This is a genomic window from uncultured Fibrobacter sp., from assembly GCF_947305105.1.
Classification (GTDB): domain Bacteria; phylum Fibrobacterota; class Fibrobacteria; order Fibrobacterales; family Fibrobacteraceae; genus Fibrobacter.
This window is the reverse complement of the sequence record NZ_CAMZCS010000002.1, coordinates 107,726-130,621: the sequence shown is the minus strand read 5'-3', so window position 1 is coordinate 130,621 and position 22,896 is coordinate 107,726. Positions and strand designations below refer to the sequence as shown.

Below are 22,896 nucleotides of genomic sequence, written 5' to 3'. Positions count from 1 at the left end.
TCCCCCTAGTCCCTTGGCCCGTTACTCGGAACAGGAACCACTAATGAAATATTCGATTTTTCGCCGCCCCTGTTTACTGCAAGTTCCAGCAAGAAAGCTTTCACGTTCTTCTTATCCGGAATCAGAGGGACATAATTCTTGTCGTCAAAGTTGTAATTCGCCGATTCAACCTTTCGCACCCGCAAATTCCGTATAGATACTGAGCCCAACGCCGATGCGGGAGAATAGGTCGCGAAAGTGAACGCAAGACAAACATTCTTCTCCTGCTTTTTCAAGCTAAAGCGGAAGGAACGCAGATTCGGTTCATAGTCTGTCGCCGGTACATAGAACAAAAAGTCGTCAAGACCCTCGACCAAGGTCCCATCCAAATGGCGAAAGCCCACAGCAGCATGATCGCGTCCAGGGCAGAACATTCGACTATTGTCCGCATTGTACGGCAATTCGAACGAAATCTCGTACGTCACGCTCGGTTCCAAGGTCACCTTAGAACAGAGGATGTTCCAATGGCTGCCGTCCACCGGCGCAACCCCCGTAAAGGCCTTGCCCACGAACACCTGGTTCACCTCTTTTCCCGCTAAAATGGGTTTATCGTGCTCTCTGTCGTAGTTGGACACAAAACCTGTAAGATTAATTCTTTCGCCCCCATCGGCAGGCAAAACAGAAAGGAAATGGAAATGCTCGTCACCACTATGGCCCGAAGCATATCTCGAAAGGAGCCTGAAAGGAGTTCCGTTCACCCCAGCGCCGACAACAGGGAGCACAAGAGCCTTTTCCGCAGAAGTCGAGAAAGCATCCCCGACAACACCCGGTTGCGCAGGGACTACGTGGAATTGTTCGATATCGGAAGCAATTTCCACCGCCACGGACGGATCCGGACAATCAGACGACGTTTTCGATTTAATTTTTTCAACGACCGAGCATTTACGGAAAAGAGACTTGCCGCGTTTGAACCAGACAACCTCTTCAACGACTTCGGCCTGCCCCGTCGAAGAATAGCGCAGGCGCCTCATCTTCAAAGTATCCGTTCCGCCATTTGCGGACTGGGCCAGGTGGAACGACGACGAATCCGGAACTATAGCGGATGCATCCATATAAACTTTAGGGGAAACTACGAACATATCGGGTACGGAGGTGCTGCCAGCTTCTTTGTAAATCTTGGCACCCATCTGCGACACGTCAACGGAAAACATATCAGCAACTTTTTCCGCGACCTCGCTTGCCTTGAGCATGTTCTGGGTGCGTACACGGAACTTGGTACTATCACTGAAAGCACGGCCTGCAACAAGGACCACCACCCCTAGAATGGCGATATAGACCATAAGCTCCATTAACGTGAAGCCGCGTTTTTCACAATTCCCGTTCATACGCCCCGACGGTAACGTCCTCCAGAGGAGGACAATTTCAAACAACATCCCGAATCCACCGGACCCCGGAGTTCATAAAATAATAAAAAGGGTGTGACGTACGCCACACCCAACAGATAAAATAGTGGTAAAATAAGATTTATGAGCTAAAAGCAGCACATAACAGGCGGCTGGTTAAAACGGGATTTTCATGGTAAGAAAGATGTAACAAAAAAGCCCCCAATGGGGGGCTTAAACGGGAGCTCTTGTGTTATTGCAAGATGGTCAAATTATGGACATGATATGTTATAGCCATATGGTTGTGCATAGGTATAAGTTCCCGCTGTTAAATCAATGTAGCTATAACCATCCGATGTTGCCGTTATGGACCCTGATGTCGATGTTGTCGGATTACCTCCATTAATTCGCCATGTGCGTCCATTGCAATTCGAGCAACCCCATCCGCCTATATTTCCATGAATTTTTAGGCATACGGCATTAGTCGTGTTCAAACTGTAATTGAAGTTTTTCTCCGATCCATGACAATTCGCAAAAGCAAGAGTTGGGGGCACAGAACAATAGGAGGACGACGTTGAAGCAAATGACACATTAAACGTACACTGACCCGTCGCAGTTTGGCCAAATACCGAACGAGTAACCTTAAACGTGTACGTCTTAGTATCCGAACCATTCGCATCATAGAAAGTGACGGAACCTGTATTATAATTTGAACCTGTATTTCCAGAAGTCCCTTCAACAACCTCCCAGTTACACTTCCCTTCGCAACCCGTCACGGTCGGCGATACTGAAATTCCAGAAGACGGACTCTGGTCTGTAATCGTTTGAGTCGGGCAATCCACATCAAGTTCAGGTGCAGAGGGATTTCCCGCCGTATACAGAACAGAGCAAGCGGAATCTCCATTCAGTTTTAGGGTAAGTACGTAATAACCTTGCGACAGAGAACTCAAGTCATAATCAACGTAGCCGGTCGAATTCACACCCACCGTTATCAACGGATTCTGGGTTGGGTTCCCCATCCAAGAGGTACGCACCAACGTGGCATTCACCTGTTCATAGTTTGAGCCAATCACATTCGCAATGAAATGGTCGTTCGTCACACCACAATTTTCAGCCCTGGCAGGCGATGCGGCAACAACATCAAATGAAGGCGATGAGCAAGCATCATACTGTTTACTTGAATCTGGGCTAAACAATCTGAATTCATAGTGGTAAGACCCCGTAGTAAGCGGACTCAAACGATTTATGGAGGGAGGATCCCATGTTTTCGCACCCGAAATCTTGTCACTGTGCGCAAATTCCCCCGCACCAACCAACGTGAGTTTATACCGACAACCATCCTCAGGGCAATTAACCGCTTCAACAACAGCCGCAGGCACACCAACTCCCTGTGGGAAGACACGATTATCCCCTGCCAATTCACAATTCGCAGACGTAGGAGCATAAGCCTGAGATCCAGCGATACACGTACTCACTGGCTCGGAATTTACAGTCGCATTCGGATCATCATACACAGATACCTCAAATTCGTAGGAACTGGTTTCTCTATTTTCGTTAATACGATTCATGAAATTCGGATCTTGCAAAGTGAACAATCCTTGACTGTTGCAATCGCCAAAATAAGTTCCGGCCACCTTGCCATCGTATGAAACCACCTTACATTTTTTCGCACTCTCAAACGGGTCAATATTGGCCGTAATTCTCCAGCTATTTCCAGAATATACGGCATCATTTGCCCCACAATAAACCTTGAGCGAATGCATACAATAGCTCGCGATAGAATCAATTGTATAGTTTCCCGACCCTTTGAGCCTAATTTTTTTCACCTTCTCAGGATTGAAACCATAACGATCGGAGAATTTCTCGAACGACACCAAATAGGGCCCATTTTCACGCCACCCCACAGCATCGGATACAACTCCGTTCACATCCTCGAGCCAGGCCTTCATACTTACATTATTGCCCAAAGACATTCCGAACATAATATTTGATTCTCGTAGATTTGCCCCGTTTTCGCCAGGGATCTCAATAACAACGTCTTCAATACCATGGTCTACAGCCGTTGTGACAAAATGTTCATCCTGACGGCAACTATGACGCCTTCCAACATAGAACTCCCCGCACTTACTTGTGTACACTCGGCCATTCACAAGCCTACAGTCAACCTTCACGGAAGCACTGCGTACATATCCCGGAGGATTCAAATGCTCAAAGCCATGTTTTCCCTCGCAACTGAAACGGTATTCAGTATTATTCTTGAGTTCTAGGCCATCTTGGGCAAGGAAATTCGAAATAGCGCCTTCGCCACAGGCGTTGTTTTTGCACATATTCCAGTTGTTGAAGATTCCTGCGCCCAAACTATTTTTATAACTGGAGGAGGGCTGATCGCAACCATTATAGAAGTAAGTTATCTTATCAGTACATTCTTTTCCTTCGTCTTTGAACCAATCAGAATAACCAATCGCAGGCGTCACCGATTCATTGAGAGGGACCTCGCCGCCCAAATATTTTGTAGCAAACGAGCAGAACACGGCCGGCTCATCAAAGCATTGGTCACTAAACAAATCTGAATGCCACGACGCGTCATACACACCGAAAGGATTGTCCTCTAATTTTATACCGACGTAATGATGTTGTTCATCGTTGAGCGTATTGCCTCCATTCTGAACGACATCGTTCAAATCTAGAGAGCCCTCAATTTCCCGTACTTTATTTCCCTGCGCATAAGACCCGCCCACATAAAGGCTATCTCCACGCACTGTGATAGAGAAGTTTAGCTGTTCTCCAGTAGACCAGTTATACGCCTGAATAGGATTCGGAGAGACTCCAACCAGAGACACTTCAGCGCAATGATCAGATCCCGTTTTGATACGAGTATTAGAGTAACAAACACGTACATGTGTACCCGTAGCGCTCGCATTTTCACGACCCGAAGGATTCGTGCCAAAGAAGTGGACAGAAATGTATTCCGACATGTCCTGCTTTGCTCGCACGACAATACCGCTGTTAAGATACTTCAAATCATTGTGAGAATCGTTAGCCGGCAACATTCCAGTACGAATACGAGCCGTAAACACGCCATTAGGCCCTGCATCAACGGTATTCATGATTATTGCAGGTTCGGCATTATTATTCTTTATATAGCCGCCTTGGATAATGGCCGGTTTCGCATTAACTCCATTACTGTTGATTTCAATCCAACTAGCTTTCTGGTGCGGTCCGTCTCCGACATTGCAAGTTGTCGAAGAATTACAATGGTCAATACATTTGATCCTGTCGTCGCGGCACCAAATACCCGGACCTGTATACTCCTTGAATTCGGTATAGAAACAATGTGGATCTTTTTCATTGAACACCGCCGTATAGGTTTCATTTCTACTGATCATGAACTCATACGGAGAAACATTGATTTGAACGTTGGAGGAATTCGAATTTCCATCTTCCCAATATTTAAATTCATCATCACCCAGAGGCACAGCTTCTAACCTTACAGTTTGCCCTGCATAGATAGTATAAGAGCATCCCTTACTTGAAGAACACAGTGTACCCAGTTGATGATACCCTGAACCAAATGTACTTGACGTATCCACTCTCACCGCAGACCCCGCCGAAGCGTAACGCGTTTTAATCGTAAGCGTGTAATGTTTACGCTTAAGCGATGCATAGAGGGTGTCTCCCCCCGGATTTACATTATCGTCTTTGGGGTCTTCAATGTAGTTCTTCTCCGCTTCCGTCGGGATATACAATTCACAGTATTCACGTCTATACTCACCTTTCGTAAGGACAATATGATTCGCAGCTCCGACACCAGCATCACACAACCAACGATCATTTTCATATCCCGTTATCGGATTACATCCGACACCATTCGCACGCACCCAGATTCCTTCAGCATCGCAGTCTTGTAAATCCTTTGCCTCTTTATACTCAGGATGCGCATCACATTTATCTGGATACTTGGCACAATATTGAGCCAATGATGCACGATGGATTGTAACATGCCCCTGAATATTGTAAGCTTTCACGACGGCACCACCACCAATGATACACCCCTGAGGAGAATGAAGCGTAAATCGAACAGTTCCAGATATCGGGTTACTTCCCGTCCCGACCTTGAATAGTTGCACAACAGTCTCTTCAGTGGCAGAAGGGGTGAACGTTTTCTGGATAGATCGGGAACCATCGTTACCGATATACCACGCAATTTGCGAATTATCCAGATTAGTCACAGTCCATCCATTAGGCAAATCCGTCATGGAAATAGAGACATGCACTTGAGCCCCAGATTCTGAAGGGCCAACAACTACGGACAAAACCGCACTATTCGTCTCTCCCGAATGGAAGTCATGTGCGGGATCACCTGAAAAATGCACCATCGGTGTCGAAGCCGCTTCACCCGCAACATAAACGTAGAAAAGGGATGTGTCTTTCTTGCCTGATTGTTCTACTTCAGCAATACAATTGTAAACACCCTGTGTAGGAACTTTAGTTGAAATCTTTTTTGTTGCAGACATTTCTGGGGCACCCGGCTGCTCAGGGCACGAAAGCTTCGGCTGATTTTGAATTACAGGGAAACCATTTAGCGGGATTACCGACAAATAGTCTTTCATATAGCCCGGAGCATCTTTATTAATATAAACAACACGAGGCAATACCAATATCGATGGCTTCACGGTTTCTGCAGCTTCTTTAATCCGTTCGTCACTCTTGTATTCAGACTCTACCGTAACATTCAATCGTGTTCCTGTAGAAATATGAGACACATCAAATAGGTCCAAACTAAAATTGTTATTAACGGTAGAAGAGGAGGATCCTTGTTCATCTGCTCCGACTGGGCATGGTTTTTCTGGATGATGGTCATTTGTACAGACAATTCCACTATTAACCATATCTTCAATCAGGCTCTTGTTGTATTCCAATGTAATATTACCATTTATTGTAGGTACAGCCGCACAATTAGTGTCTACCTTTGCATAAACGGAGCCACTCCAAGTACAGGAGCCATCCATCTCAGCTATATTTTTTTCGGTAAAAATAAAATAGTTATAGGTATCATTTGTAGAACAATACAATTTCTGAGACACACCCTCCATCAAATAAACAAAGGCCCGCGTAGTTGCAGTTGTTCTCGGAAAATGGACTTCACCAGGTAAAGGATTTTCAAAAATAAATATAAATTTGCCATTCAATCGGGTCTTATCAGAGCCATCAATAAGAGAGCCATCATTTTGACCATATGACAATTTAAGAACAAGATAATCATTAAACAAATATGTGGAGCGCCATGAGGAATTAGCCATAAGCGAATCCCAACAATTATTCATATCCTGCGTATTACCATTATTATCATCTTTTCTAAAACTCGTCAAGTTTTTGCATGCATTTACACTTGAATTTGCAGCAACATTGGCATATTCCTCAAATTGGGAATACCCTATTTTCAGCAAATCATCCACCTTGTATTTGGCATGCCCACACTTTTTCTCATGAGGAGCAACTCTATGCCAAATTGTATCACAATATGCCTTAACACTTTCTGCACACTCAAATGGAGCTTTATTAGGCAATTCGGTAAATATATCGCCGTTCGAAACAAATGATGATACAGTATTTCCCGGAGTATGCTTCTGTTTGGTCGGTTTGTCTGTACTTGGACAAGACGATGCACACACCTCCGCATCAGCAATATAAAGTTTAGAAGACGAATTTCCACCAAATACACGTTTCGTGTCATTTACATCATCATGAGTAACAATTCCTGTCTCACGAGGGCCCTCCTTTGACGTCGGAATCCACACATTTCCTCCAACAAGCCAATTGTATCCCCAACTATTCTGAGTATTATCAAACTCAATCCTTGCATTTTGCCCAAGGCAAAGATTGCCATGTATAGAATGTCCAAATTTTTCCACTTGCGTTCTCAATGTTGCATTCAAGGTCATGCTACCCTGAATATCAAAACCCGGATTAGCCTGGTTTCCAATGGTGACATCACCATTAAAATAAGCATTCCTTGCAATTTGGCCCACAAAATCATTGCCATTATTTCCTTCCTTGTGAGCAAATCCATCAACATACAAATCATTGCCCCAAAAGCCGTTATCTGCAACAAGATTTCCACCAACGCAAGTTGTTCCTCCAATATTCATATTGTTACCACTTAAGCGGACATTCCCAGTAACAATAAAGTCAGAATCAAAATATCCTGGGTTTGCCCCATTAGTACCGCCCCAATCACCATTAATCAACATTGCCGATACATGATGGGTCCCAGAATAAGACGTCGATCCACCAAAATAAGCATAACTATAATTTACAGCTTGTTGTTCCTGTGGAATCCGAACCTGATACAAGCCTGTCACATTGAGTACAGCACTTTCTGTATAAGAGACATCTCGACCATCAACATAGCCTTTTGACAAAATTTTCATTTTATACACCGGATTGGCCGGATTAAAATCAACACCGACAAGATAAACATCAAATCCCTGAGTTTCCTTACCCATAGAAGCAAGGACGCTATTCAAAATAATTGGTTTTTTATTTCTTTCAAAGAACTGCTTTACAATGGCACCCGTTTCATTGCCATGAGAGCTCATCCAGGAGCGAGCAGCATCCACACCAGCCAAGGCCGATGCTCGGGCTTGGTTAATCAACAATCGAGAAGCCGAAGTATAGCCTTCAGACGAAAGCCACTTATAGGTCGCCGTCCCTGCAATAGTCGCTACGAGCATGAACAGCAAAACAGCTATTAAAGATACACCTTTTTGCATACTTCTCATAAAGCCTCCTATTCTTCTTTTTGACCATTACTAGGTACAGGAATAACAAGATCAACTTCACCGGATTCACCTTTACGATTTAGTTGCAACTCCAATTTGAACGCCCGCACGAAAGGTTTATCCACTACATCCGGCACATAGTTAGGCACAAAGCTATAATTGTCATCCGCAATTTTCATTACCTTTAAATTGGATATTGAAATAATTCCGGCGCCAACCAAAGGCGAGAACGTTGCAAAAGTAAAAGCAATACACACATCGGTTTCGTCGTCGGCAATCTTGCTCGAAAAACGCATCCGTCGTACTCCACGGCCCTCATACGTCTCTGGCGGATATACTAAAACATCAGGCACATCGGCAATCTTTCTAAATAAATTTTCCTTAGTATCACGAATGCCTACGGCAAAATGGTCCTTGCCCGGGCGGAACATTCGCGAAGCATCTTCGTTAACCGGCATAGAGAATGATATCTCATAAGTAGCCCCCTTCATTAGGCGAATCCGAGCGCAATCTTTCCATTGCCAAGATACAGAACTAGCATCAAGTACATAAGCTTGGTGATACACTATCGGGTCGCCCTCCGCAGGCGTCTCCTTGTAGTTCGTATTGAAACCGGACAATCGCACAACATTTGAAGCCGACTCATCTGGTTGCGGTCTCACACTCATTGCAACAATATTTCTTGACGGATCCACTCTAGAAAGCATACGGAACATACCACTTGCCGAAGAAGTCGGGAAAATTTGTTGATCTCCACCCAACAGATTAGGCGTCGCAGGAATCAACCTGAATTTTGTCACACCATCCGCAATCTGAACAGCAAGTGGAGCCGTCGAAGGACAATTCTCGGAATCTGATTCATTTTTGCATAAATCGGGATCGACACTCTTAGTCATGCAAGATCGATAAAGTATGCCATCGCGAACACTCCATTTGACCTCTTCCACACGAACACACTTCCCGCTGTCATTATTAACGACACGCAACATCGAAAGGCTGTCAAACTCATTTGTTTCATCATGAAAATAAACAAATGAAGATTTGTCGTCTTCCGCAACAGACACAGGAATCTGTTCAAATCCAGACGCACCCAAAGACGACTTCGCCCCCATCTGAGCCAAATCGTCGCGAAGAAGCATACCAACTTGTTCAGCAAGGCTGCTCGCCTTGATCATATTCTGTGTGCGGACCCGAGTTTTTGTGCTATTACTGAAAGCCTGCCCAGCAACAATAACAATGACGCCAATAATGGCCATATATACCAACAGTTCGACGAGAGTAAAACCCTTCTTGTTATTCATCGAATCACCCCCGAAATATCTATAGACTGAGTGGACCCCTTAAAAGGCCAACTGACAGTCACGACAACATTCTTTGCATATACATGCGATATAGAGTCCAAACCCGTTTTGTTTTTTACAACATAGGCAGAATCAGGCATTACCTTGATTTTTGTTTTGTAGACTATACGGGACTTATCTCCTAGAATTCCGGTACCCCGCTCCCAGGTGCGTTCATAATCCAAGCCATCTACTATGACAGGATTTCCATCATCTGCAGCCGGTAAAGCATTCACGCCATTTGCCTGCAACGAATCGAGCACCTGCTGTGCCACCTCAACTGCAGCATCACGCCCACGAATGCGGAGCAACGTCTGCCGATTCCCTAACTGCAGGTTCATCAGGGCGAGATATAAAAATCCAAGGACAGCAGCGGAAACCAGCACCTCTACGATGCCGAAGCCCTTCCTTCTTTTAAGAGCCTTACCTAGCAACATCTCAACCTCTTCTTGCGCCTACTGGCGCTTGCTATCCACATATACAAACAAAAAGGCCAATCCCTCCAAACAGGCCTTTTTTACCAAAATATATATGTTTTCGCCCCTCGTATTAAAATTTTTTTTACATCCATGAGAAAAATCACGTTTTTGGAGGCGTAAAACGCATTTTCCCGCTTAAAGAGGGCTTTTTTGTAAAAAAAAGCTAATTAATGTAGGGTCGGACCTGCTTGAACACCATCCTGCGGTCCTCCCCCATGACCTTGAACTCGATATCAAGGGCAAGGGCGTCGGCGTTTTTCTTGTAAAGCGAGGCAAAGTGGTCCTGGATCAACTTGACGGTCCGGTAGAGCACGTAGATTTCGCCGCTATTGAGGATTAGCGAATCGGGGCAGAGGGTAGAATGCTGCAAGAGCACGCTCTGCACGCCGCGCTGCGGCGGTGGCGAGGGGATGATGGAAATGATTTCCGGGAGTTCACCGCCTTCGGGATTGGTGACGGACGTTTCGCCGACCTGGATGTTCGCATAGATACCGGCAACCGAGTAGTCCGCGATATTCTGCGTAATGATGACGCCGTTCGCGACTTCGTCCGGGTAGGATTCATGCACGGCCACGGCCATCTGCACCGAGAAGTGGTCGATGTTCCAGAGGGAACGTTCCTCGAAGACCTTGAAGCTCCATACGGAAGCCCACACCTTGCGGATTTCGTCGGATGGAAGGTCCTTTTCGCGCGTGGTGGCCTTGACGGACTTGTAGAGACCCGCTCCGTTGAAGTCGCTCAAGTCTTCGGAATTGGTGCTGGAACGCAAACGCACACCGGCTTCGCCATAAAGCCCGCGCACCTTGGCATCGAGAGCTTCGCCGAAGGATTTCTCGACGGGGATGTGCTTGAACATGTAGCGGATGTTGTCGAGCATCGCTTCGCGGAGGCGCGTATCGGCGGCAAAGTCTTCGCGGGAAACCAAAGACGTAATGTAGTTGCGGAGAGATGTTCCCTTCGAAAAGCTCAGGGAACTTGTTGAGGACGCTTCGACAGGCTCAGCGGTCTTTGATTCAGCGTCCAAAACCTGCAGGGCGCCAGCACAGGCGGTTTTTACCTGGGTACATATTTCCGAAGAGCGACCTTCGGCCCCGCAGTCGGCAAAGGAGCGTTCGCAAAGTTCCCCGGTCACCTGGGCGTAATCCATAAAATGGCTGTAGTGGTAGAACGGCACGGCGAAGCCGTCGGGCGAGTTGTCGGGGAGCAGTTTGTGGAGTTCCGCAAGGTTCGCGGCCTTCACACCCACCGATTTCGCCGAATTGAAATCGAGGTCCGCGAAATCGATGAAGCCCGAATCCGTCAAATCGTAGGTGAGCGTCACCGGGTCGCGCACGCTATTGTTCCAGAAAACTTTTGCCTCGTCTAGAGTGGCCTCGACCACCGTATAGGAATTTGACTTGACTTCCAACTTCACCAGTTTTCCGCAAAGGGCGAGCAGGCTATCGGGAAGTTCGTTGCCGTTAAACGCGATGTTCGGCGTCTTGCGGGCCTTCGCGGCCAGGTTCACGTGCGAAAGCGGAGTTTGCGCATCTTTGCTGATGGTCGCTGCGGCAAGCGGAATTTCGGCAGGGAGCGTTTCGAGAATCAAAATGTCGTGCGAAGAGACAATCGCCGTATCGAGTTCCGCGGCAGTGAGCTTTCGAAGCATTCCGTATGCAGTCCCAGTGTTCATTATCAAGAACGGTATATCGCCAAACAACTGGGCATGTGTATAGACAGGGATGTTCGCCACCTTGAACTCAGCGGCATATTCGGCGGCAGCATCCTCGGCATTCGCCCCCGCAGGCATGTAGAACAGGCAATTCTTGGATGCCCCCGGAGAAAGGAACAGCATACGTTCTTCAATTAATTTATAGACCGTAGCCACCTGTTCGGGCGTAATGTAATCCGTCGGGAAGAATGTCAGCGCAATCATGGAATCGATGGAAGCGTAGTACGCAAGCGTACCGGCAACCGTGTTCTTCTCTGTCGTGAAATACGTCTCGCTTTCGAATTCAAACACCGTGCGGGTATCGTGCAGAACCATCTCCGCAAAGTCGTAATGTATCGGGTACGCCTTCGTGTTCATGAAATGAACTTCGGGAGAATCTGTATCGAAGCCGGTAATGACAAATTTCACCAGGTAGCTCGAGCCCATTTCCGTCTTCGACGTGTAGGCCAACTTGCGGAAAGCTGCATAGCCGTCTTCTTTGTAGAAACCCGTGTACTCGTTCTCGTTTTGGATAAAAACAGGAAGTGTATCAGTTTTGATAGAATCCGACCGCGTCGTGTCTGTATGGGTTGTGTCTTTTTTGGTTGTATCCGCATTCGTCGTATCGGGCTCTATGATATCAGGGTCAACAGGGCGAACCGTGTCACGGGAAGAATCGTCATTAGAGCACGCCCAAAACGTCGCCACAAGAGCCGACAACAAGAAATAGGCAAGTACGGACAAACGCATCATAGGCATAAAAGTAGTTTATACTTAATCTGTGTCCAACCGGAAATCACCGTTACAGAATTCAAACGTGTCGGTGAAATCCCCGAACGAGCCATCGTCCAAGCTGGCAAAGCGGCACACGACCGGCAGAGACCTCACTCCACTCAAGTCATCATCAAAGGTCTTGCAGCCATCTTCTATAAGAGTCGTACCATCTGATTCAAAGACCCTGATGCAATCCATTTCCTGGCAGCTGCGACCGCCAAAGCCATACGAAGAATGGAAGTATTCGTAGACCTTGCCATCATAAGTGAAGCGGAACTTGTCGTTGTGGTGATTACCGCCCCATTCGTAAGACACTGTGCTCAAAGTCTCATATTTTCCGTTCACGTACAACACGGACGTATCCACACTGATTTCGGGATTGACTCCCATGCCCACCGACCTACAGCTGGTCGGCGAGCCCTGCACATAGACAAAACCATCCAGATTGCCATACTTGAAAGTACAGATCCAATCCTGTTGGTTGAAATCTATTTCCATGCGTCCACCCATGAAACCATCTTCGACACTGCAATGATAGGCCGCCGCTTTCGGAACCCGCGGCTTGAAAATTTCAATGGGGTCGGTCAGGACGACATCTGCGGAACTGGAAGAGCTCTTCACAACCGAGGAACTGGAAACCTTCTTCGAAGAACTGGAAGAACTATTTGACTTTACTGAACTGGACGAACTATCCGTTTTTTTCGAGCTGGAGGAATTATTGGGTTTTGACGAACTGGAGGAAGTATTGGATTTCGCCGAACAGGAAGATTCTACGACATCGGCGGAACTGGATGACGGGGTGTCTTTTTTACTCGAAGACGAAACCTTGGCTTTGCTAGAGGAACTCTTGATTTCTTCGGCAGAACTCGAAGAAGACATCTTCTTGACGCTAGACGAACTTTTACCTTTCTCGAAACTGGAACTGGTTTCGGCAATCTCATCCGAGCTGGAAGTGGTTTCGGGGTCAATACGAATGACGCTGGAAGAATCTTCACCACAAGCAACGAAGAAAAGTAACGAACAAACAGGGAGCAACTGGTAAATTTTCATAATAAAAAATATACCATGTTTAAGCACAATCGGCAGTGTCTGCAAATATATGAGCAGCCTTTTTTTACTAGTTTACTACACATGACTCGCGTTCGCAAGAAAGATGACAGTGCCGAAGTTCGCAAGGTGACCTGGGTAGGGCTCGCCTGGAACGCTGCACTTTCTATCGCGAAATTTGTCGTGGGCACGCTCGGCAACTCACAGGCCCTCGTCGCCGACGCTATCCACAGCGCTTCCGATTTTATCACGGATATTGCCGTCATCGTGGGGAGCCATTTCTGGAATTCACCACCAGACGCAGAACACCCCTACGGGCACCGCCGCTTCGAGACGTTGATTACCATTTGCATCGGCATTGCCGTGGCCGTCGTCGGTATAGGAATCGGCTACAATGCCGTCTGCAACTTGATTGCAGGCGAATGCAAGAGGCCCGAATTTCCCGTAGCCATCATGGCCCTAGTTTCCATCCTCGTCAAGGAAGCCCTGTTCCACTATACACGGAAAGCAGGAAAACGAATTAGGAGCCAAGCCCTAGAAGCCAATGCCTGGCACCACAGGAGCGATGCATTCAGTTCCATTCCCGTAATTGTCGCTGTCGTGACCGTCATTGCTATACCGGAGCTCTGGTTCGCCGATGCCGTCGGAGCCATCATCGTGGCCTTCTTCATCTTGCATTCCGCCAAAGACATTGCATGGCCCGGAATCCACCAAGTGGCAGACCGGGGCGCATCCAAGGAAGTTTCGGAGAAGCTGAAAAATATCGCTCTTTCCTTCCCCGAAGTCATCAGCATCCACGGTTTCCGCACACGGTACGTGGGCAACGACTTGCATGTAGACCTGCATATTGTCGTCCCTGCCGACATGACCTTGCTGGCCGCCCACGACATTGCCGAAGATGTGGAACAAAAGCTCATTGACTGTGGCGAAAACGTGGTCGACGCGCTTGTCCATATTGACCCGTACACTCCAGAACGGGCCGCCCGTGGCGAAACCAAGACAATAACCCGCTAAACAAGCAAAAAACATCCACTATAGTGAATATTCCAACATGGGTGTTCCCTGGGTGGTTCTTTTTGCCTTTTTTTGTTTATAATAAAATAGATGCGCTCTGGCGTATTCATTTTCACGGGAGGTGATCATGGTTCTCGATGAGTTCTACAAACTAAATAACAACCAGCGGATTCCGAAAGTTGCGCTTGGGACATGGCAAGTCCCCAACGGGACGGCAAAAACCGCCGTTGCAGCGGCTATCGACGCCGGTTTCAGGAATATCGATACCGCCATCGCCTACGAAAACGAGGAAGGTGTGGGAGAAGGCATCCGAGCGGGCCTTGCCGCCACCGGCATTCACCGCGAAAGCATTTTTGTCTCTTCCAAAATTCCCGCCGAAGTCAAGTCATACAAAGAAGCCGAGAAGAACATTCTGGAATCGCTCGTGCGACTGGACTGCCGGCATATAGACCTCATGCTCATCCATGCGCCCAAGCCCTGGAGCGAGATGAACAGCCCCTTCAAGGGGCGGGAATACTATGGCGAGAATCTGGAAGTCTGGCGTGCCATGGAAGAAGCCTACGTTGCCGGGCGTTTCCGCGCCATCGGAGTGTCCAATTTCGAAATTGAAGACTTGGACAACATAATGGAAGGCTGCCGCATAATGCCCGCCGTAAACCAGATTCGCGTGCATATCGGGCATGTTCCGACGGAACTCATTGAATACTGCCACACCAACGGCATTTTGGTGCAGGCCTATTCTCCAAACGCCACGGGTCGCCTCGCAGGCATACCCGAAATCTGCGCAATGGCGGAAAAATACGGCGTATCTGTCCCCCAGCTAGCAAGCCGATTCGTATTGCAACTGGGCCTCTTGCCGATACCCAAATCGGCAAGCCCAGAACACATTCGCCAAAACGCGAACCTGGATTTCGAAATCAACCTTGAAGACATGGGAAAACTGCTCGCCATCAAGGACCTCTAGGGTTCAATACAACTCGGCGACAAGCCAAATCCTTAGCAAACCGGCCCTAGACAGGGGCCGGTTTTGTTTGTGGAGCGAAAAAGTGCTATCTTGTTTGCCATGACACGTCATTTCTTCCGCACGATTTTCGGTTTAGCCCTTGTTCCGGCCTTTGCGTTGGCCGCGGTAAACCTCCCTGTACACAAGGAAGTTCTCCCCAACGGGCTCACGGTTTTGTTGCACCCCAACAAGCAGGCGCCCACAGTGAGCTGCCGCTTGTTCTACGTGACGGGTTCGGTACACGAAGTCCCAGGCAAGTCAGGCCTTGCGCACATCCTGGAGCACGAGCTCTTCAAGGGCACCAAGAAGGTCGGCGTCTCGGACAGCATTGCCGACGAACGCTTCATGGCCATACAAGACAGCCTACAAGCGCTGATTCGCCCTGCCAAGCTGGCCGGAGATACCGCCAAAGTCCGCGAACTCACCGCAAAGCACGATTCCGTGCTGAACGAGCACCGCAAGATTTTCGTGAAGGATGAACTGTGGGGAGCCTACCAGGCCGCCGGCGGCACCGGGCTCAACGCCTTCACCACAGACTTGATGACAGCCTATATCGTGACGCTCCCCAAGAACAAGATTGAACTGTTCATGTGGCTCGAAGCCGACCGCATGCAAAACGCCGTACTCCGCGAGTTCTATTCCGAACGCTCCGTCGTGCGCGAGGAACGCCGCATGCGCTACGATGACAAGCCGACGGGCCGTTACTACGAAAGCCTGAATTCCCTGATTTACGAAGCATTCCCGTACCGCGTGCCGACCATCGGCTGGCCCAGCGACATCGACAACCTGACACGCGAAATGGCCGAAGAGCATTACCGCAAGTACTACAAGCCGCGCAACGCCATCCTCGTGCTGGCTGGCGACTTAGACACGACAGCCACGATGGATTTGGTCAAGAAGTACTTCGCTTCGATTCCTGCCGGCGAGGAATTTCCGCCGCTCACCATCCGCGACCCGGAACAGGCCGGCGAAAAGCGACTTGCCGTAAAGCGCCCCGATGCGCCGAACCTGTTCAATTTGGTATTCAAGACACCCGAGGTGGGTGACCCGTCGCTTTACGCGCTCGACATCGTCGAGGGCGTCCTGAACGGACGCTCCGGCCGCCTGTACAAAAGGCTCGTCGAAGAAGAAAAACTCGCCGTTAGCGCCAGCGCAAGCAACAGCCCCAACAAGTACATATCCGAATTCTCGGTCCGCGTAAACCTGCGCCCCGATGCCGATGTCGCCAAGGTCGAAAAAATTGTTTGGGAAGAACTCGAAAAGCTGAAGGTGACCCCCGTGAGCGAGCGCGAATTCCATCGCGTAAAGAACCATGCCTACGCAGGCCTGGTCCGCAGCCTCACCGACATGGAAAACGTCGCGACGATGCTCGCCTGGTACGAGATGTACGGCGACTACCGCATTTTCCTCGACTGGGCAGACAACCTGAACAAGGTGACCGCATCGCAAGTGCAGTCGGTCGCAGCCGCCACGTTCGACCACGACAAGGCCGTAACGGGAACGCTTCTCAAGAAGAAATAAAAAATAAGGGCCGCTTTCCGCGGCCCATCTGCTACTTTATTACAATCTTTCGGATTCCGAACTTGCCTACCTTCACGAGGTAAACTCCGTGGAGCGAGGCAGGCAATTGCACCAAGGTTTCATGACCACTGAGTTCCTTAGCAACAATCGGCCGGCCATTGAGATCGAATACTCGCACCATCATGCCATCGAAACGCCCCGTGACAGCGACATTCAGGGTATGCCCGTACTGAGCAATCTTCAGTTGCGGTGCAATGAACCCCACAGCCGGGATGGCATCGTCGCCGGGCTTGGTTTTCGAAGAGTCGTTAACGGAAGTATCCCGTGTCGTATCGACTGGCGGCAATTGAGCCTGCATGGAAACCGGCTTTTCATCGTAGCGCGTCGCAAGCGCCATCAAGAACCACGTGCTGTGCGGCAACCATTGTTCGGTCCAACGCCACACTTGCCACGCTTCTTTCACGGCATCAAAGCCCACGGCAGCAACACCGTCGTCTACCCATGCGATTCCTGAACCGTCCTGGTTCTTGCCACTAATGCCGTTCGCGATGCCACCTTCGAGCGTAGCGTCGTACTTGGACTGGCCATCGTACTTGTCCGGATTCTTGAGCCCCTTGCCATACATCATGCACACGCTGTAGGGGTTCTTGCCCAAAATCCAGTCAAGCTGGTCGGTTGCATACTTGTCTACGGCTTCAGAACCATCGAGGTCCAAGGCGCCGAACGCATAAATAGCCGCAGCAGCGAGGCTTGCAATACGCGCGCTCTCGCCCTGCCACCAATAATTGCTCTCGTTCTGATGCGGGATAAAGAATCCGTCCTTGATGGATTCGTTCACCTTGTATGCCTGACGAGCGTAGCCAAACGGATTATCAACCTTGTTCGTAACCTCGATAAGCCAGTTGTAATGTTTCTTTATCGCATCTAGGGCGCCGACAAGAGAAGGATTGAAACAACCGCGGCCGGCGCTATCTGAGCAGTCCCAAGTCGACAATTCCGATTCCCTCGTAATGGTATTTTCGATTTCTGCATAGCGGACCAGTGCAATGAGCGGAAGGCCGGCATCACTTGCATGCCAGAAGGGGCGCTTTTTATCGTCGTCGCTCCAGAAGTAACCATCGTCGCTCAAACGGCCTTCAAGGTGTTCTGCACGCTTGCGGGCCGCAGTCAGGTAATCCTTTTTCTGCGAAGCGGCATAGAGTTCCGTCGCAGCAAGGAGAGCCGTGTAGTCGTCAATGATATTTTCCTTGTGGTCGTCACAGTATTCGCAGCTACCACCAATACTCTGCTTTTGGGAAAGGTGTTCAAAAGCCTTCTCGGCCGCTTCCAAATACTTCTCGCTAGAAAAGTCACCCTTCACGCCGAGTTTCGAGGCACGGGCGAGAGCTGCAATCGCCATGCCGCCCCCTTCGCGAAAAGCGCTCTGGTAATCGGCACTCTTGACGCCGTCGGAACCAGTGAAAGCGCAAAGTTCACGTTTGCCCAAAGGGGAACCCCAGTTGTCGAAGGCCGTCATGTAGAAGAAACCTTTGTCATCGAGCATACGCACCAAGAAATCGGCACCGAAAACAGCTTCGTCAGCCGTCTTTGCCTGTGTCGAAATCTTTCCGAGTCTTTCTGGGATGCGTTCTGCCGTAAAGGCAAGCGCCCAAACGGTGAGAGGAATCTGTTGTGGATTCAAGTAATTCGCGTAAGACAGGTGAGAAAGGTACTTGCTCACGTCTCCACTTGCATCATACCATCCGCCATGGACGTCGCGAGTCTCGCCACTGTTGTAAACAGGCAGTTTCTCGTCCAGTTTCACGATATCCGGGTTGGTAGCGCGATCCTTGTAAAAATAATTGAGCACCAAGGCGAGCGTCGCATCGGAAAGAGCATTGTCGCTTATCTTGAATTCACCGGAATTCTTGGCCTGGCCGTTCTCGCTTACTTGCAATGTGTAGGAGCCAGCAGAGACGCCTTTTTCCAATTCAGCCACATAAAATTTGCCATTATTCAGCCAATTGTCCGGGTTGGTTCCAGAAGAAAGTTTGCCTGTCTTGACGGCATTCCCGCCAGACATCAACTTGTACTCGGCACCGTCAAGCGAATTATCGCTCTTAAGGATGATGCTGATAGGCTTAGCCGCATCGTAACCGACCTGGTTGTAGTAAAAAGTAACTTCGGACCATGCACTGGCAGCAGCCAACGCAATCGAAAGAGGGACTATGGAATACGAAATTTTATTGTGCATGTCCATAATCTATACTATTGGTGGGCAAAAGAAATGTAAACCTTTTTTCTTGTGACCCAAGACAACGAATGATGTTTTGTAGAAGAGCCAACCGAAACTGTACGGACGAACCCATAAAATTCCGGGACACGAAAAAAGGGGCCGGACAGGCATAGCAATAATCTACGCATATTTAGCGTCAATTACAGTAGTTGAGAGAATCCGTTTTACCTTCAAGAGTAGTAAAACTATGAGTGATTTACACGAAAACTTCGAGTTCATGGTCAAACTGGCAATCACAGAGTCTAGATATTTTGAAATTTAGGACAATTTCACCAATAAATACGCATATTTTGCGTAGAAAATACAACTTTTAGCAATTGTTTCCATTTTCCCCATTGCAGTCCACACCTTAATAATCTATGTTTGTCTTCACAACAATAAACCTTAACCTCTAAGCCGCTTGCGGCGAGCCCATACCTCAAAGCGAAGCGACCTCATAGCCACTATGTACTACGAAACCATCAAAGTCCTCGACTGCACCATCCGCGACGGCGGCCTCGTCAACAAACACGATTTTTCTCTTGAATTCGTGCGTAGATTATACACGCTCCTTTCAGCAGCCGGCATCGACTACATGGAAATGGGTTACAAGAACTCCCCCGAACTGTTCGACCCCAAGGAATACGGCCCGTGGAAATTCTGCGAAGACGACCTGCTCTGGAAAGTGAAGGACGGCATCGATTCCAAAATCAAGATGGCCGTGATGGCCGACGTAGGCCGCGTGAACATGGACGCTGTGAAGCCCGCATCTGAAAGCCCCTACCAGATGTTCCGCGTGGCAAGCTACGTGAAGAACATCGACAAGGGTATCAGCATGGTGAACGCCTTCCACGACATGGGCTACGAAACAACGCTCAACATCATGGCCGTGAGCCGCGACCGTGGCCCGGAACTTGATGAAGCGCTCCACCAGGTGCAAGAAGAATGCAAGGCCGACGTGCTCTACCTCGTCGACAGTTTCGGTGCATTCTATCAAGAAGACATCGACAAGGAACTGGCCCGTTACAAGAGCATCGTGAAAAACAAGAAATTCGGTTTCCACGGTCACAACAACCAGCAGCTCGCCTTCTCCAACACCATCCAGGCAATCATCAACCACGTGGATTACCTCGACGGTTCTGTTTCTGGCATGGGCCGTGGCGCAGGCAACTGCACCACCGAACTTTTGCTCAGCTTCCTCAAGAACCCGAAATACGATTTGCGCCCGGTTCTCGATGCAATCGAGGAACTCTTCCTCCCGCTGCAGCAGAAGTACGAATGGGGCTACATCATCCCGCAGATGATTACGGGCATGCTCAACCGCCATCCGCAAGACGCCATCGCCGTGCGCAAGACGGAAGACCGCGATCACTACCGCAAGTTCTACAACCACATGATGAATGACTAATTAAACTCATAAAAAAAATTAAACAATCCAAGGTCACGAGCATATCGTGGCCTTTTATTGTGAAATAGACAACGCTTTTACATACTTCACCAAGCTCATTTTTTAGATATTAAAGTATTTTAAGGACATGAGGTTCCTTAAACTGACATTCCTGTGCGTTATGGGCGCAACAGCCATGACTGCGGCACGTCCCGCAAGTCCGGTGGCGACATGCATTCCCCAATCAAACGGGAACTGCCTGACCATTCTGCAATACGGCGATGAGCACAACCATTATACCACGACTATCGACGGCTATCTCGTGGTGCGCGATTCCTCAAATGATTACGTCTATGCCGACGCAAACGCGAATGCTTCCGGGCGCAAGGCGCACAACGCCGACAAAAGATCCAGCAGTGACAAATCGTTCTTGAAAGGTTTAAACCAGCGCGAAATTATCGGCAAGCACATCAAGAACCAAACATTCCGCTACCCCGAGCAAAAGGATTTACTTTCTAATTTCCAGCACAAGGCTCAAGAAAACCGCAAGGCCCTTTATCGCCCCAAACCATTGACTTTCACGAAGGGAGAAAACCGTTTCCCGGTTCTCCTAGTTTCGACAGCAGACCGCAATTTCGGTGACACGTCCTGGTACAGGCGCTCCCTGAACGAGGTCGGATTTTCCGAAGACGGGCATTACGGAAGTGTCCACGATTATTTCCTTGTCTCGTCGGACAGCCTGTTCAACCCGACATTCGATGTTTACCCAGTAAAGATTAACCTCCCGGCAACCGAGGCCGGCGATGCCGACGGCGATGGCGAAGGCAAGTTCATCAAGGCCGCAATTGACGCCGCTGTAAAAGAAATGGGAGATTTATCCAAATACGACAAGGACGGGGACAAGTATATCGACGGTCTTGGAGTAGTCCTCGCCGGAACCGAAGCCGGATCGGATCTTTGGGGACACATGTATTACTATACGACATATACAAACCCCGAAATGTACAACGGCTACACCGGAGGCTGGTGGGGCAGCCGCAATCACAATTCGTCAACAAACAGTTGGGGAAACGACTACGGAGGATACAAGTTCGACCGTTATCTGCTCATTGCCGAAATGTCGGACCCCATGGCCTATATAAAATCTGGACACAACGGCATTGGTATTTTCATCCACGAGTTCAGCCATATTCTCGGATTGCCCGACTTCTATACTCCCGACGAATACGACCCGGAACCCTACGGCCCATACGAAATTATGGCAGAGGGAATGTACAACGGAATATCCCGAAGCTATCAGATGGGAAGATGCCCACCCAAATACAGCGCATTCGAACGTGAATCCATGGGCTGGATGACCATTCCCGACTTAAAACCTTCAGTCGACCTGTACGCGTTGGAAATGATTGACGCAAATAAGGCATACAGCGTGACCAATCCCAAAAACAACGACGAATACTATGTCATCGAATACCGCCCAAGAATCGGGTGGGACAAGGCCGTTGCCGACACAGCCGACATGGGCATTCTCATTTGGCATATCGACTACGACAAAAAAGCATGGGAATATTATCCAAACCAAGACTCGAAAAAAGAGCACTATGGAATAACAGCGGCACTTAATTTGTCCAAAAACAAGACATTCAAGGATTTCAAATTCGGAGAAGTGGGCGTCTATAACGCCATCAAGGAAGGAGAAAACAAGGTCTGCTTTGCGACAAAGGACGGCATTGAAGTAAAATGCCCAGAACCTGAGCCCGAATCAAGTTCTGCTGTCGCTTTGAGTTCCACAGCAGCATTGAGCTCCGCAGCTGTTTCAAGTTCCGCGATTGCTTTGAACCCCAGCACCAGTTCAAGCTCCTCCAAAAAGGCATCGTCACATACGACATCTAATTCCGCATCGTCTTCGGCCACAAGGCACCGTTCTTCGGCATCAAAGAACGCATCGAAAGACACCACCCTTTTCGCTCCGAACGGCACAATTCAACTCCAGACAGACATTCTCGTGCTGGGCCAGGAACTCGTCGTCAAGACACTCGCCCTCGGGAGAAAGGACGTGCGCATTGTCGATGCGCTCGGCTGCGTACTCGCCTCCTACAGTTTTGACACCGAAGAAATGCGCGCCCCGCTAAAAGTGTCCCTGCGGCACGGGCCATTATTCGCCCAAGTAAGCATTCACGGCAAAATCCTCGCAAATAGGCGGATTAACGCAAAATAGACGCATTTTTTAAAGAATCCTGCCAT

General features: G+C 48.7%; 12 protein-coding genes. 5 read left to right on the top strand and 7 right to left on the bottom strand.

What is annotated here, in order from left to right:
• Nucleotides 1-5: 5 nt before the first annotated feature.
• From Q0Y46_RS01900 to Q0Y46_RS01875, 6 genes are all read right to left on the bottom strand, one after another.
• Nucleotides 6-1,364, bottom strand: a complete 1,359-nt coding sequence (locus Q0Y46_RS01900) for a prepilin-type N-terminal cleavage/methylation domain-containing protein (protein WP_297944231.1) — start codon at nt 1,362-1,364, stop codon at nt 6-8.
• A 269-nt stretch (nt 1,365-1,633) separates the two neighbouring features.
• A complete protein-coding gene (locus Q0Y46_RS01895) occupies nt 1,634-8,143 on the bottom strand; it encodes a hypothetical protein (protein ID WP_297944228.1) in 6,510 nt (2,169 codons plus the stop codon).
• Nucleotides 8,144-8,151: 8 nt separating this feature from the next.
• Nucleotides 8,152-9,444 carry a type II secretion system protein gene (locus tag Q0Y46_RS01890; protein ID WP_295683530.1) on the bottom strand — a complete coding sequence of 431 codons (1,293 nt, stop codon included), beginning with the start codon at nt 9,442-9,444 and terminating at the stop codon, nt 8,152-8,154.
• Nucleotides 9,441-9,920 (bottom strand): type II secretion system protein, encoded by a 480-nt coding sequence (locus tag Q0Y46_RS01885; RefSeq protein ID WP_295683527.1) that lies wholly within the window; start codon nt 9,918-9,920, stop codon nt 9,441-9,443. The genes Q0Y46_RS01890 and Q0Y46_RS01885 overlap by 4 nt, the downstream gene beginning before the upstream one ends.
• 205 nt (nt 9,921-10,125) lie before the next feature.
• Nucleotides 10,126-12,405, bottom strand: a complete 2,280-nt coding sequence (locus Q0Y46_RS01880; RefSeq protein WP_297944224.1) for a PEP/pyruvate-binding domain-containing protein — start codon at nt 12,403-12,405, stop codon at nt 10,126-10,128.
• A gap of 21 nt (nt 12,406-12,426) precedes the next feature.
• The gene (locus Q0Y46_RS01875) at nt 12,427-13,476 is read right to left on the bottom strand and encodes a hypothetical protein (protein ID WP_297944221.1); all 1,050 of its coding nucleotides are present in this window, start codon (nt 13,474-13,476) and stop codon (nt 12,427-12,429) included.
• A gap of 81 nt (nt 13,477-13,557) precedes the next feature.
• On the opposite strand from Q0Y46_RS01875, the gene Q0Y46_RS01870 reads away from it, so the two are divergent.
• The 3 genes from Q0Y46_RS01870 (at nt 13,558) to Q0Y46_RS01860 (ending at nt 17,011) form a co-directional block, all read left to right on the top strand.
• Nucleotides 13,558-14,487 carry a cation diffusion facilitator family transporter gene (locus Q0Y46_RS01870; protein ID WP_297944218.1) on the top strand — a complete coding sequence of 310 codons (930 nt, stop codon included), beginning with the start codon at nt 13,558-13,560 and terminating at the stop codon, nt 14,485-14,487.
• 127 nt (nt 14,488-14,614) lie between these two features.
• Entirely contained in the window at nt 14,615-15,451 is an 837-nt protein-coding gene (locus Q0Y46_RS01865; RefSeq protein WP_295683518.1) for an aldo/keto reductase, read from the top strand.
• Nucleotides 15,452-15,550: 99 nt separating this feature from the next.
• On the top strand, nt 15,551-17,011 hold the full coding sequence (locus tag Q0Y46_RS01860) for a pitrilysin family protein (RefSeq protein ID WP_295683515.1): 1,461 nt from the start codon (nt 15,551-15,553) through the stop codon (nt 17,009-17,011).
• A 31-nt stretch (nt 17,012-17,042) separates the two neighbouring features.
• Here Q0Y46_RS01860 and Q0Y46_RS01855 read toward each other — a convergent pair whose 3' ends face one another.
• A complete protein-coding gene (locus tag Q0Y46_RS01855) occupies nt 17,043-19,244 on the bottom strand; it encodes a glycoside hydrolase family 9 protein (protein WP_295683513.1) in 2,202 nt (733 codons plus the stop codon).
• Between the two features lie 487 nt (nt 19,245-19,731).
• Between Q0Y46_RS01855 and Q0Y46_RS01850 the strand changes: the two genes are divergently transcribed.
• Together Q0Y46_RS01850 and Q0Y46_RS01845 are read left to right on the top strand one after the other, a co-directional pair.
• A complete protein-coding gene (locus Q0Y46_RS01850; protein ID WP_295683509.1) occupies nt 19,732-20,673 on the top strand; it encodes an aldolase catalytic domain-containing protein in 942 nt (313 codons plus the stop codon).
• 127 nt (nt 20,674-20,800) lie between these two features.
• Nucleotides 20,801-22,870 carry a M6 family metalloprotease domain-containing protein gene (locus Q0Y46_RS01845; RefSeq protein ID WP_297944212.1) on the top strand — a complete coding sequence of 690 codons (2,070 nt, stop codon included), beginning with the start codon at nt 20,801-20,803 and terminating at the stop codon, nt 22,868-22,870.
• Nucleotides 22,871-22,896 lie beyond the last annotated feature (26 nt).